The organism is Iodobacter arcticus (assembly GCF_042664895.1).
Classification (GTDB): Bacteria; Pseudomonadota; Gammaproteobacteria; order Burkholderiales; family Chitinibacteraceae; genus Iodobacter; species Iodobacter arcticus.
This window is the reverse complement of the sequence record NZ_JBHTBQ010000014.1, coordinates 403,238-416,630: the sequence shown is the minus strand read 5'-3', so window position 1 is coordinate 416,630 and position 13,393 is coordinate 403,238. Positions and strand designations below refer to the sequence as shown.

Below are 13,393 nucleotides of genomic sequence, written 5' to 3'. Positions count from 1 at the left end.
GAATTAGGCTTTTTTACAGGAAGAATTCTCATGTTTTATCTCGGTATTGATGTTGCTAAAGCCAAACTCGATTGTTACTTACTGACCCAACTTGACCCCCTCAAAGGCAAAGCTAAAGTCGTTGCCAATACAGCCAAAGGTCTCGCCGATTTGCTGGCTTGGCTGACTAAAAATCACATCCCTCCCGAGCAGTTGCACGTCACGATGGAAGCCACTGGCGTGTATCACGAATTGGCCGCCACACTGCTGCATGATGCTGGCGTGTGTGTCTCGATTGCCAATCCCGCACAGGTAAAACATTTTGGCCAAGGCCTCGCTGTTCGCACCAAAACCGATGGCGTTGATAGCCAAGTGCTGGCACGTTACTGCGCCATGATTAAACCTGCCGCGTGGCTGCCACCGCCGCCTGAAGCTCGCATTCTGAAAGGGCTTTTGGCTCGGCGCGAAGCGATTCTGCAAGATTTGCTGCGCGAACAAAATCGCCAGGAAAAAGCACAATCTACTGTTACGCCAGAGCTGATTCATCAATCAATTACCGACAGCCTTGCCTTTCTAAACGCTCAACTCAAAAAACTGCAAAGACAAATCGACGATCATATCGGCCGCCATCCGGGACTAAAAAACGACCTGAATTTACTGCAAACCATTCCCGCAATCGGCCCACAAAGTGGCACGCAATTATTGGCGGTGATGCATACGCATCAGTTCAGTACGGCCGAACAATTATCGGCGTATTTGGGCTTAGTGCCAGTAGAGCGGCAATCGGGTTCGTCATTACTCGGGCGTGCCAAACTATCTAAAGCCGGCCCCGGCCCCGCCCGCGTACGCGCAGTGCTCTACATGGCGGCCATCGTCGCCACCAAGTACAACCCCCACGTCAAAGCCTTATTTGAACGTTTACTTGCCCGAGGCAAGAGCAAAATGTCAGCGCTCGGTGCTTGCATGCGCAAATTGGTTCACCTGTGCTTTGGCGTACTGAAAACGCAGAAAAAGTATCAAGCAGAGTATCAAAATGCTTGACCGGCAAGACGGTATCTACAGATCTAAATGGTTTCCTCCGTGAAACTCCGTGTTCTCTGTGTCCTCCGTGGTTCAAGATGTGGGTTTTTTCTGCGTAACGTCGGCTAATCAGCGCCAACTACATCTGCTTCAAGTGAAACGATTTTGGCCTTGTCAGGTAGTCATATCCCAACACCGATAAAGTCGCTCCCCGCCCTGTTTGTTTTATCCCTGTCCAAGGCAAAGCGGGGTCTAGGTAATCGCAGCGGTTCATAAAAAATGTGCCGCATTCCAGCTGATCGCCGAGGCTGAGCGCCACGTTTTCGTCACGGCTAAATACGGCGGAGGTTAGACCATAAGGGCTATCGTTCATTAGGCGGATGGCTTCTTCGTCGTTTTTCACCGGCATGATGCCGACTACAGGGCCAAAGCATTCGTCGGCCATCAGCTGCATCTGGTGATTAACGCCGGTAAAAATCCTCGGTGCCAGATAGGCGCCTTTGCCGTCGTCCAGCGCAAAGCGGCGGGTATCGACAATCTGGCTGGCGCCTTTGGCCAGCGCATCGGCTTCTACCGCTCGCACCGCATTGGCGGCGGCGACCCTCACCACGGGGCCGAGGGTAGTAGCGGCTTCCAACGGATTACCCAATACATATTGCTCAGTCAGCGCAAGGGCGCGATCAACAAACTCCTGGTGCACAGACTGGTGCACATAAATACGCTGAGTACCGCAGCAGCTTTGCCCAGAGTTAAAAAACGCACCATCGACCAGCGTATCCACGGCATGAGCAAGATCGGCATCGCTGCGCACCAGCGCCGCATCATTGCCGCCCAGCTCCAGCCCCACGCCGATAAAGCGCCCTGCCGCAGCTTGCTCCACAGCGATGCCGCCTGCTACCGAACCGGTAAAACAAACATGCTTGATTTCTTTAGCCTGAATCAGCTTTTGCGTGCTGGCGTGATCGGTGTGCAAATATTGGAACACGCCCGCAGGCAAACCAGCCGCCACAAAAGCGGCGTGAATGTGCTCGGCACAAAGCGGGGTTTGCGCAGAGTGTTTTAAGATCACCGTATTGCCCGCCATCAGCGCAGGAATAATCGCGTTCACCGCAGTCAACAGCGGGTAATTCCACGGCGCCACCACCAGCACCACGCCCAGCGCTTCACGGCGGATAAAGCGATTAAAACCATCAATCGGCGTGGGTCGGATATCGGCTAGTGCCTCGGGCGCAATCGCCATCATATGCCGCGCTCGGGAATCAAAGCCGACCACTTCATTGGGCGAATAGCGAATGGGCCTGCCAATCTGGCGGCTGATGGCCTCGGCAATCGCATCTTTATTGGCGGAAAAAACATCCACCGCACGGCTCAGTACCGCCGCACGCTCGACCAGAGAAACCTGTCGCCAATCCCGCTGGGCAATCTTGGCACGGCGCAAAGTGGCCGCGATATGGTGCTCATCGGCATAAGCCCGCCGCGCCACTTCGCTACCATCGATAGGACTAATCGTGATCAGTTCAGACATAGCTACTCCGAGTGGATGGAATGTTTTTTAAAAGAGGCTAAAAAAAGTTCTGTAGACACAGAGAACAAGCGAGCACACAAAGAACACAGAGAAAACTAAAGCTTGAGAAAAACTTCAGAAACAAGGTTTTCTCCGTAAAACTCTGTGTTCTCTGCAGCATCGAGGGTTCAAGGTTTAGCCAGCTGGCGTACTGCGCTTTCGCTGAACAACTCTTCGAGTTGCACGCAGAGCTTAGAGTACGCCCTACCGCTTTTAACTCGTTTTTCTCTGTGTACTCTGAGTTCTTCCCGCCCTCTGTGTCCACAGATCTTTTTAAACCTTAGATAATTTCAAAATAGCGTTTTAATTCCCAATCCGTTACATGTTTGCGGAATTCTCTTTCTTCCCATTCACGGGTGGCAGTGAAGTGCTCTACAAAGGGCGAGCCAAACAGGCTGCGCGCAGCTTCGGATGTTTTGAGGCGTTTTGCTGCGTCCCCAAGTGAATTGGGCAGGTGCAGGCGGTCGGGGAAAGTTTGCGTATAGGCATTGCCGACTACCATTTCTTCCGGCTCCCACTCATGCTCAATGCCGTAAAGACCTGCGCCTAAGGCTGCGGCCAATGCCAGATAGGGATTGGCATCGGCAGATCCGATACGCACCTCGATACGTTGCGATTTCGCCGACCCGGGAATAAGCCGCAGCGCGGTGGTGCGGTTTTCTACGCCCCAAGTGGCATCCAGCGGCGCCCAATAACCCGGCACTAGGCGGGTATAGCTATTCACGGTTTGGGCAAACATCGCCATAAATTCAGGCAGCAAACGCTGCACGCCTGCCAAGAAATGCCGCTGGGTTTTGCTCATATTGTGCGGCTGGGTAGGATCATAAAACACCGACTTACCGCTCTTGATCTCATTTAAAGACAAATGAATATGGCCGCTTTGCCCCGGCAATTCATGCGACCACTTGGCCATAAAGGTCGCCATTAAATTATTTTGCTGCGCCAGCACCTTACAGAATGTTTTAAACAAGAAAGCTTTATCTCCTGCGCTACTGGCCTCATCCACGCCGATTGCGGCTTCCAGCACGCCGGGGCCGGTTTCGGTATGCAGGCCTTCAATACCCATATCCATGGTTTCACTCAGCTTCAGTAGCTGATGATAAAAATCAGCGTTTACCGTGCTACGCAAAATGGAATAACCAAAATAGCCGGGCGTCCATGGGATCAGGTTCTGATAGTTTTTAGCCCTGACCGATTCGGGCGTTTCTTTAAACACAAAAAATTCGTATTCCAGCGCGGAATAAGCCAGATAGCCCATATCCGCCGCTTTTTTAACGATGCGGCTTAAAAGCTGGCGCGGGCAAATCGGCTCGGCATCTCCGCTAAATTCGCCAAGAAAAAACAACATCGGTTTGCCATCGACCATTTCCAGCGGCAACTCACGACAGCTCTCGGGAATAATATGCGCCTGAGCATCGGGGTAAGCAGTATGCCAGCCGGTGTATTGCACATTGTCGTAAAGCTGATCGTTGGAATCCCAGCCCAACACCACATTACAAAAGCTTAAACCGCCTTTCAGGATAGAAGTAAACTTCTCTTTAGAAACATATTTCCCCCGCATCACGCCATCAATATCGGATATCCCCACCTTGATATGAGAAAGCCCGCTGGCCTCGACCACGGCAATGGCATCTTCGATTGTTTTCACTTCACGAGCTAGCATATTGATCCCCTGATGCGGTGTGTACGTGAGAGTGGGTATTTACCCACTTAAGTCTTAAGTGCCTTCGGCACGGTGTTTAGGTGCGGGCGTCCCGCTGGACCTTCCTTTCTTGTGTGGCCAAGAAACGAAGCCAAAGAAGGCCACCCCACGAAACACGAAGGCCCCTTCGCTGCGGACAATCGAGGCGGCGGCGGGCGGGATTGGCTCGCTGCCTCGCTCCCTTGCCGAAACCCCGCACCGCTTGTTCCTCGCTACGGCGTGTTTCAAGGGGAGATTTAAAGCCCCGTACTACGAGCCGCGCCAAACAACAGATTGCTGATCTTGAAAAAATTCAAACTTCAAAATTTAAAAAAATGGGTTTCCTCCGTGAAACTCCGTGTTCTCTGTGGCCTCCGTGGCTCAAGATTTGGGTTTTGCTGCCTTACTTCACCACATCCCCCACCGTTTGCAGCATTTCATCATGCGGTGCGTCTTCTCTTGCTTGGCGAGTCGCCAGGAAGTAGACATAGCCGACAGCCATAAAGCCAATAAAAATCCAGAAAATAGTTTGGTTGAAGTAGATCATCGCCACGAGAGCAACCAAGGCCAGAAGCAGCGCGACTAAGGGGAAGAAGGGGTAAAAAGGTACGGAGTAAGGCCGATCTAGATGAGGCTCAGTGCGGCGTAATTTAAACAAGGACGCCATTGAAATGATGTACATCACGATGGCACCAAATACCGACATAGTGATAATCGCCGCAGTCAGCGACATGCCTTGCAGCTGGATCACCGAATCGGCATAAATAGCCGCCACGCCCACTACGCCGCCTGCCAGAATCGCCCAGTGCGGGGTTTGAAAGCGTTGATTCACGCTCGCCAAAACGCTGGGTAAATAGCCCGCACGGCCAAGGGCATAAATCTGCCGTGAATAGCCCATGATAATGCCGTGAAAAGAAGCGATCAGCCCGAATAAGCCAATCCACACCAGCATATGCAGCCAGCCTGAATCTGCCCCCACCACCATTTGCATCGCCTTAGGCAAAGGCTCGTTGATATTAGCAAGCTGCCGCCAATCACCCACACCACCGGCAAAGACCATCACACCAATAGCGAGGAATACCAAGGTAAGTATCCCGCTGATATAGGCTCGGGGAATGGTTTTGCGAGGGTCTTCTGCCTCTTCCGCCGCCATCGCCGCGCCTTCAATGGCCAGAAAAAACCAGATCGCAAACGGAATCGCTGCAAACATGCCGCTATAGGAGGCGCTACTAAATTGATCCGCCCCCGACCAGCCATGCGCTGCAAAGTTAGCCCAAGAAAACCCAGGCGCCACCACGCCCATAAACACCAGCAATTCTAAAATCGCCAAAATGGTGACGCAAAGCTCAAACGTGGCAGCGATGGTGACGCCGATAACATTCAGAAACATAAACACCAAATAAGCCCCCAGCGCCGCGTGCTTGGGGTCTAGCCCGGGAAACTGCACGCCCAGATAAGCGCCAATCGCCAGCGCAATCGCGGGCGGGGCAAATACAAATTCAATCAGGGTAGCCATGCCAGCGATATAACCCCCGGTCGGGCCAAAAGCGCGCCTTGCATAGGCAAAAGGGCCGCCCGCATGGGGAATAGATGTGGTTAGCTCGGTGTAGCTAAAAATAAAAGTGGTGTACATGGTTGCAATCACCAGGGAGGTGATCATAAAGCCCAAAGTACCCGCCTTATCCCAACCATAGCTCCAGCCAAAATACTCGCCCGAAATCACCAAACCCACCGCAATACCCCAGAGGTGGATGGTTTTGAGCGAGCGTTTAAGCTCCCGTTTAACTTCTGCCATGATGTTTCCTTTATTAAAAAGTGAAAGCACACGCACACAGAAAAGATTGAATGAAAGGCTGGGTGTCAGTTTATGACTTGGGAATTTAGGGCGACAAGTACTATCGTTTTAGCTTATTTATTACTATTGCTTACGCTTATCTTTGCGCGATGCAGCAATAATCTTTCAAAGAGGGTGAGATGATAAGAATGCTAGGCCAATGGTGTACGGCGCAGTTTTGTAGGCTGGGTGAAACCCCATACGCGCTAAGCAAATTGCTTTTTCATTAGCAAACAAAGAAAAGCTCATTGACCACGCTCTTTGCACGGGGCTTTTTAAAGTCCCCTTGAAGCACGCCGAAGCGAGGAACAAGCGGGCGGGGTTTCGGCGAGGACTGTTTGAGCGAAGCGAGTTCCGCAGCCGCCGCTCGATTGTCCGCAGTGAGGGGTTTCGTGCTGGTCGGGGCGGCCTTCTTTGGCTTCGTTTCTTGGCCGTTCAAGAAAGGAAGGCCCCCGCGGTGGCCAACCGCTCCTAAATCAACGTGCCGAAGGCACTAAAAAGGTCTTTTTGATTTTATTTAGCGTACATGGGGTGAAACCCACCGTGGCATTGGCATGAAATGCTAGGAAAACGGCGGGTTGCACCCGCCCTACGATTTTTTTATATAAAAACTATTTCAACTCGGTAAATCGCCAAGCACAATTCGGGGGAGTAACCAGGGTGCGGCGTTGGCCAGCACGGGTAGGTAGCGCTCTTGCATCAGGGCGATGCTGTCGTCGGCGAGTAGCTCTGGCAGGTTGCCTAGCTCGCCGCTTCTGGCAAGTAGCGTTAGCTCGCGGGTGAATTCGCCTTCAGGCACGGGCAGGCATTGCACTTCGCCCGTTTTAATTCCGCCTTGCAGCAGGCAAAGTGGTGTGGTCAATGTCCAGCCCAGACCCGCTTTGACCATTTGTAAAATGGCATAGGAATTATCGAGTTCCATCCGTAATGGCGGATGAATACTCCATTCTTGCAGCTTGTTTTCTATGGTGCGTCCAATCACGGTGGAGGGGTTGTAGCGGACAAAATCCAACGCGGCAGCTAAGGTGCGCAGGCTGCTGACCGGCCCTTTGAAACCCAGTGGTAGCACTAAAATAAAAGGCTCTCGCAGCAGGCGTCGGCGGAAAAGCTCGGGGTGATTAGGCACGGCATCATCAGACAAAATGATATCGACTCGCCGATTAAGCAGGGCATCGGCATGCAGATGTGATTGGCCGGTGACCATAGACCAATGTGCGGTGCGGCGCTTAATCGCAGCGACCAGCTCTTTGCCCACGCTAATCGCAAGCGAATCAACCAAAGCAATCCGCACATGTTTCAGTGGCGTGGCTTCTTGGCGGCGAAACTCTAAGCTCACACGGCGGGCATCACCCAATAAACGATCAGCCTGCTCATAGAATTTTCGCCCCAAGGGGGTGAGCATAGGTGGACGTTGCGAGCGATCGAGTAGCTGTACATGCAATTGCGATTCTAAATTGGCAATGCTTTGTGAAACGGACGATTGCGTCATGCCAAGGCGCTGGCCAGCAGCGGTCATTCCACCCGCTTCAACAATTGCGGCAAACACTTCTAGGCTTTTTAAATCAAAACCAATCGGGCTTGCAGGCATGCGCTGTCTCTTGATCGTTTAGGGCGGGTGCTTACCCGCCAATCATGAAATGAAGTAACACCACAAAGATCAACAATCAGCTTTCCATCACGCCCAACCAATCCCGATCACACAAAAAATCACTATATAAACGCGCTTCGGGCGAGCCTGCTTCGGGGTGGTAATCATAACGCCAGTTTACAAGCGGTGGCATGGACATCAGGATGGATTCGGTACGGCCCCCTGATTGCAGGCCAAACAGCGTACCACGATCAAATACCAGATTAAATTCTACATAACGACCACGGCGATACGATTGCCAGTCGCGCTCACGCGCACCGTATTCGGCGTCTTCGTGACGCTCTACGATGGGCACATAGGCGGGCAAAAAGGCATTACCCACGCTCTGCATCATGGCAAAGCTGGCTTCAAAACCGGCGGCGTTGTAATCATCAAAGAAAATACCACCAATACCACGCGGCTCGTTGCGATGTTTTAAGTAGAAATATCGATCGCACCACGCTTTGAATTCTGGATAAAGCGCCGCGCCAAAAGGATCGAGAGCGTCTTTACAGGCTTGGTGGAAATGCACCGCGTCCGCTTCCAGCCCATAATAGGGGGTGAGATCCATTCCGCCGCCAAACCACCAAACATCTTGCTCACCGTCTTTATACGCTCGAAACAAGCGCACATTCATATGCACAGTGGGGATATAGGGGTTGCGTGGATGTAAAACCAAGGACACGCCCATCGCTTCAAAAGCACGCCCAGCCAACTCTGGCCGGCCTGCGCTTGCCGATGGCGGCAGGGCATCACCCATCACATGCGAGAAATTCACGCCGCCGCGCTCAAATAAATTGCCGCCTTCAATCACCCGCGTCATGCCACCGCCACCGCCTTCCCTTTCCCATTGATCGGTATGAAAAGTAGATCCATCGAGCTGCTCTAAGGTGGCGACAATATTTTGTTGCAGGCTTAAGAGGTAATCTTTAACGGCAGTTGAATTCATTAAAAATCCTAGTAAATAAAAAGACGGCCCTATGCACATTTGCTTAAAACTATCTCATGTAGGGCGGATGCAACCCTCGAGCAATGCTGAAAAAAACTCGGGTTTCACCCGCCCTACAGTGGCCGTTTATATTGGGAAAATTGCTTAAGTTGAAGCCTAGAAGCTAATAAAAAGGCTGCCGAAAATGGCAGCCTAGATAGAGTGTTGCAGCAGGGCGTTGATTAAGCCGCTTGCACTGGGGCGTGGTGCTTAATTTCTTTAATACGGTTGTCACCATCCACAAACACCAGCGCTGGGTGGAAGGCTGCGATTTCTGCTTCTTCAAAATTAGCGAAGGTGGCGATAATCAGCAAATCACCCACCGAAGCACGGCGCGCTGCCGAGCCATTCACCGAAATTATTCCCGAGCCACGTTCAGCCTTAATGGCGTAGGTAGAGAAACGCTCGCCGTTATCCACATTCCAGATATGAATCTGTTCATGCTCAAGGATATTAGCGGCTTCAAGCAGGTTTTCATCGATGGCGCACGAGCCTTCGTAATGCAGCTCAGAGTGCGTCGTCGTACAGCGATGAATTTTCGATTTAAGCAGAGAACGTTGCATGGTATTTCTCCAGCCCGTTTCTGGGCAGGGCTATTTCAGAAGGGATCAGATTATAATCCCAGAAGCGATGCTTGGACAGGGTAAATAGATGTTAGATACATAGGAGATGCGCTATTTTGACGCAGCGCAGCAAATCTGCACGCTATTCAATCGCAACCACATATCAGCCCCGATAAACAAAGCAACCATCGAGCAGAAACTCACCTGCGGCCACTCTGGCATCTGGCGATACACGGTCAAAATTAAGCTGCTGACCATCCACCACTACCCACGCCGGAATTGGTTTTGCTTGGTAGCTGCCAATAACTTCATCAGCACGTTGAATATTTGCCGGAGATTTCACTAACAGTGGTGCAGGGTTGGGCTGCACAGGGCTGGTATCGATCTCTTTGGGCGCGGCAGCGGCTTCAATTTCAGCGGCTTGCAGCGGCAAATTGCGTAAATACAAATTAAACGCGAATTGCGGCAAGATCAGGCGACGTACTTTTTTCTCATCATCAATGATGCAGCACACACCAAATTCTGTTTCGCACTTAGGGCAGCGTGCTTTGGCAGCAATGGCAATATGGTTTTCTACCAAACGCGCAATGCCGTACATATCATTGGCTTGCAACATTTCCCCACAGCTCACACAGGGCTTAGAGAATTGGCGAACCTGCGAGCCATTTTTAAACTTCAAAGGCAGGCATTGCTTAAGGCGTTGATTGGGTAGCATTCATCTTCATCATTTACAGTATTGCAAGAGCGCTCGGTCCGAGTTCACATTGTAGGGCGATTGCAACTCGCGGGGTTCCGCCCTACAGTCATGATCAAACAAGCACAAGACACTCAGCAATACTTGGGTTTTATTAAATGGTCGCCATGCGCGTTTCAAGCACAAGCTCAAGTAAATCAATTTTCATCACTTGTAGACTGACCGTTGTGCCGGCCGGTAGTTCCGGTATTCCTGCACGCATCACTAATGGCATGCCATCGACTCGAACTAAATTCTCTTTAATTACCACGGCAGTAATTTCACGTTTTTTTTCTTGCTGCAAGTAACGCAAGCACCAGTACCTTTCCATCTTATCTTGTAATTCAGCGTAAGCGGCGTAGGCAGTGTCGAAACTTCCGATAATCGAATACAGCTCAGCGTCATTCTTTTGAAAGCGCGGCTTGCTGTTGCCAAACAAAGCCAGTAGCTGCAGCTGATTCACATAATCGACCGCACGGCGCAGTGGTGAAGAGGCCCAAGAATAGCACTCCACGCCCAAACCAATATGCGGGCCAGCCTGCGTGGTTAAACGCACACGCCCCCCATTTTGGCCGCGATAAATACCCGCCACTTGGCCCTGCATCAAATCCTTGCCCCACGTGCTATTGGCCAGAATCATCAGCTCTGCCACCAGTTTATCCATCGGTGCGCCACGTTTACGCGGCACAATCCGCACGCGTTTTTCGCCATCAATCTGATCAATATAAAAACTGTAATCAATCTTTAGCGGCGCAGTCGGGTCGGCCTTGCCACGGCGGCCTTCTAAGGCACCGGCAAAGTGCCATAAGAAAGTGATTTCTTCTTTCCACGGGAAATCAGGTGCATCCGCTTTACCGGCGGTGTTTTCATTAAACACCGGCTCAAGCTGCTCATGACGTAAGTTGGCAGCAATCGGCACCATCTCTACGATACTACGATGCGAAAGCACATCAAAGCCCAGCGACAGCTCTAAATACATACTCAGCGCTGGGCAGGTTTGGCCTTCTTTTAGGGTAAATACTTCCACCACATCGTTGGGCAACATGGTGATTTTGTCGCCTGGCATATATACGGTCGACAAGCGGTCCAGAATAATTTTATCCACATCCGAGCCTGCCGCAATGCCCAAAGCAGGCGCGGCGATATGGATACCCACCTGCCAATTGCCATTAGGCAAACGCTTCAGACTGAAAGCATCGTCAATTTCTGTGGTAGTGGAGTCATCAATACTAAAGGCACGTACATCGGCCAGCGGCAAATCACTTGGGCAAGTCACCGGCTCGGTTGGCGCAAAGCCACGGCCCTTAGGGAAGGATTCAGCAAGGAAACCGTCGAGCAAGTAATCGGCTACATCAGGAATCGCGCCGATTTTTTCCATCAAACGTAAGGTAGAGGTCTGCATGGCGTCCGCAGCAGCGGCCAGCGTTTTCCATTCGATGGTATTTTTATCTGGGCGGTGCAGTAATTTGCTCGCCAAAGGAATAAATGATTCGGGCAAAGCACCAGCTTGCAGCTCGGCTTGCCAGATTGCCATTTGCTCGGCTTCTTTTTTCTTTTTCTCGAGGCCAGCTAAAGCAGCTTTCAGATTTTCTTCTGGCGCGGCTTTGTAATGGCCACGGCCCTTGCGGTAAAAATACATCGGCGCGCCGTGTAAACGAATCAGCGCGGCAGCCTGTTGCTGCACCGAAGGATTCGCGCCAAAATATTCTGTGGCGATCGCGTTAAAAGCAAACTCATCCGCGCCGCAACATTCCCACAGAAAATCGATATCAATTTCATCAGCCGCAGCTTGTGCCGCTTTTAGGAAATCATCCAAGCTAATACGCTCAAAGCGCAGCAACACGTTGGCCGCCTTCACTTTAAAACGCTTACCACGGGTATCTTCAAGCATCAGGCTAGCCGCCTGCTCTTCCTTGATCGTGGCTACCTTGAAATTACCATCTTCCTCAAAAAAAACATTCATTCTCAAGCCGCCAGCATTCATTTATTGATTTAGCCGAGCATTATAACAAGGTCCGCCCTGTGTCGCTTGCAAGCCATCATAAAACCCAAACCTTAAACCACGGAGAAAGGGGAGAACACGGAGGGCCACGGAGAAAAACTTAATAAAACCTAGATTTTCTCCGTGAAACTCCGTGCTCTCTGTGCCCTCCGTGGTTCAAGATTTGGGTTTTATGGAATTACTCCGCCCCACCCAATTGCGCCAGCAGCTCGGTTTGGTGCTCGTTGACCAAGGCTTGCGTCAGGTCGTTCATGTCGCCGTCCATGATGTAATCAAGCTTGTACAGCGTCAGATTAATCCGGTGATCGGTCATGCGGCCCTGCGGGAAGTTGTAGGTGCGGATACGCTCGGATCGGTCCCCCGAGCCCACCAGCGATTTACGCTGTGCGGCTTCTACAGCGTGGCGTTCGCGGTCTTGTACGTCTTTAATCCGGGCGGCCAGCACTGATAAAGCACGGGCTTTGTTTTTGTGCTGGCTGCGATCATCCTGGCATTCCACCACAATGCCGCTTGGAATATGCGTCACCCGCACTGCCGAATCAGTTTTGTTAATGTGCTGACCACCTGCACCACTGGCGCGGAAGGTGTCGATGCGTAAATCGGCAGGGTTAATGTAGATTTCTTCTGCTTCATCGGCTTCGGCCATCACGGCAACCGTACACGCCGAGGTATGAATCCGGCCCTGTGTTTCTGTGGCAGGCACGCGCTGCACACGGTGCGCGCCAGATTCAAATTTCAGCCATGAGTACGCACCAAAGCCCACGATGCGGGCGATAATTTCGCGGTAGCCACCCAGATCAGATTCACTGGCGGATACCACCTCAACCTGCCAGCGATTACGCTCAGCAAAGCGGCTATACATACGGAATAAATCACCCGCAAACAAAGCCGCTTCATCGCCGCCCGTACCGGCACGGATTTCTAAAAAGATATTGCGCTCGTCATTAGGATCTTTTGGTAGCAGCGCTTTTTGTAGCTCTACTTCCAAAGCTTCGATGCGCACTTTGCCTTCTTTGATTTCTTCTTCGGCCATATCCTTCATATCAGGATCGCTAAGCATTTCTGCGGCATCGGCCATATCCGCTTCAATCTGGGTAAAGCGGTGATAAAGGGCCACCACAGGCTCTAATTCGGCACGCTCTTTGGTGAGTTTGCGATAGCTATTCATATCGCGAGTGGCTTCTTCGGTCGCCAATAAAGCATCGACTTCTTCAAGACGGTCAGCAAGCTGCGCCAATTTGGCAGCAATAGAAGGTTTCATTTCAGTTCCAGAGTGTATGTATTTGGCCTTTTAAACCCAAATCTTGAACCACGGAGCAAAAGGAGAACACGGAGTCTCACGGAGAAAAACAAAACCGAGAGAAATTAAGCCGCAGTAAAAAAGCACTTAACTCACTTCAAG

Annotated in this window: 10 protein-coding genes; 1 reads left to right on the top strand and 9 read right to left on the bottom strand. The window is 51.5% G+C overall.

Annotated features, from left to right (window positions below; genetic code table 11):
• The first annotated feature begins 30 nt into the window (after positions 1–30).
• On the top strand, positions 31–1,020 hold the full coding sequence (locus ACFQNF_RS09940) for an IS110 family RNA-guided transposase (protein ID WP_380187833.1): 990 nt from the start codon (positions 31–33) through the stop codon (positions 1,018–1,020).
• A gap of 118 nt (positions 1,021–1,138) precedes the next feature.
• Here the strand turns inward: ACFQNF_RS09940 and ACFQNF_RS09935 are convergent, their stop codons facing one another.
• The 9 genes from ACFQNF_RS09935 to prfA form a co-directional block, all read right to left on the bottom strand.
• On the bottom strand, positions 1,139–2,524 hold the full coding sequence (locus ACFQNF_RS09935) for an aldehyde dehydrogenase family protein (RefSeq protein WP_380187832.1): 1,386 nt from the start codon (positions 2,522–2,524) through the stop codon (positions 1,139–1,141).
• A 319-nt stretch (positions 2,525–2,843) separates the two neighbouring features.
• Positions 2,844–4,226, bottom strand: a complete 1,383-nt coding sequence (locus ACFQNF_RS09930; RefSeq protein WP_380187831.1) for a glutamine synthetase family protein — start codon at positions 4,224–4,226, stop codon at positions 2,844–2,846.
• A 421-nt stretch (positions 4,227–4,647) separates the two neighbouring features.
• Positions 4,648–6,039, bottom strand: coding sequence for an ethanolamine permease (gene eat / locus ACFQNF_RS09925; protein WP_380187830.1), 1,392 nt, complete (start codon positions 6,037–6,039; stop codon positions 4,648–4,650).
• 655 nt (positions 6,040–6,694) lie between these two features.
• Positions 6,695–7,666, bottom strand: a complete 972-nt coding sequence (locus tag ACFQNF_RS09920) for a LysR family transcriptional regulator (RefSeq protein WP_380187829.1) — start codon at positions 7,664–7,666, stop codon at positions 6,695–6,697.
• 76 nt (positions 7,667–7,742) lie between these two features.
• Positions 7,743–8,654, bottom strand: a complete 912-nt coding sequence (gene hemF, locus ACFQNF_RS09915; RefSeq protein ID WP_380187827.1) for an oxygen-dependent coproporphyrinogen oxidase — start codon at positions 8,652–8,654, stop codon at positions 7,743–7,745.
• A gap of 221 nt (positions 8,655–8,875) precedes the next feature.
• Complete coding sequence (gene panD / locus ACFQNF_RS09910; RefSeq protein ID WP_380187826.1) at positions 8,876–9,256, bottom strand: aspartate 1-decarboxylase; 381 nt, start codon at positions 9,254–9,256, stop codon at positions 8,876–8,878.
• 163 nt (positions 9,257–9,419) lie between these two features.
• A complete protein-coding gene (locus tag ACFQNF_RS09905; RefSeq protein ID WP_380187825.1) occupies positions 9,420–9,971 on the bottom strand; it encodes a hypothetical protein in 552 nt (183 codons plus the stop codon).
• A gap of 133 nt (positions 9,972–10,104) precedes the next feature.
• Positions 10,105–11,952, bottom strand: coding sequence for a ribonuclease catalytic domain-containing protein (locus ACFQNF_RS09900; RefSeq protein ID WP_380187824.1), 1,848 nt, complete (start codon positions 11,950–11,952; stop codon positions 10,105–10,107).
• A 217-nt stretch (positions 11,953–12,169) separates the two neighbouring features.
• Positions 12,170–13,252: a peptide chain release factor 1 gene (prfA, locus tag ACFQNF_RS09895; protein ID WP_046350276.1), complete on the bottom strand. Its 1,083-nt coding sequence runs from the start codon at positions 13,250–13,252 to the stop codon at positions 12,170–12,172.
• Between the last annotated feature and the right edge of the window lie 141 nt (positions 13,253–13,393).

Coding starts and splice junctions, on each gene's coding strand:
- ACFQNF_RS09930 (WP_380187831.1), bottom strand. CDS start 4,226: ATGCTAGCTCGTGAAGTGAAAACAATCGAAGATGCCATTGCCGTGGTC.
- ACFQNF_RS09900 (WP_380187824.1), bottom strand. CDS start 11,952: ATGAATGTTTTTTTTGAGGAAGATGGTAATTTCAAGGTAGCCACGATC.
- panD (WP_380187826.1), bottom strand. CDS start 9,256: ATGCAACGTTCTCTGCTTAAATCGAAAATTCATCGCTGTACGACGACG.
- ACFQNF_RS09920 (WP_380187829.1), bottom strand. CDS start 7,666: ATGCCTGCAAGCCCGATTGGTTTTGATTTAAAAAGCCTAGAAGTGTTT.
- prfA (WP_046350276.1), bottom strand. CDS start 13,252: ATGAAACCTTCTATTGCTGCCAAATTGGCGCAGCTTGCTGACCGTCTT.
- ACFQNF_RS09935 (WP_380187832.1), bottom strand. CDS start 2,524: ATGTCTGAACTGATCACGATTAGTCCTATCGATGGTAGCGAAGTGGCG.
- ACFQNF_RS09905 (WP_380187825.1), bottom strand. CDS start 9,971: ATGCTACCCAATCAACGCCTTAAGCAATGCCTGCCTTTGAAGTTTAAA.
- hemF (WP_380187827.1), bottom strand. CDS start 8,654: ATGAATTCAACTGCCGTTAAAGATTACCTCTTAAGCCTGCAACAAAAT.
- ACFQNF_RS09940 (WP_380187833.1), top strand. CDS start 31: ATGTTTTATCTCGGTATTGATGTTGCTAAAGCCAAACTCGATTGTTAC.
- eat (WP_380187830.1), bottom strand. CDS start 6,039: ATGGCAGAAGTTAAACGGGAGCTTAAACGCTCGCTCAAAACCATCCAC.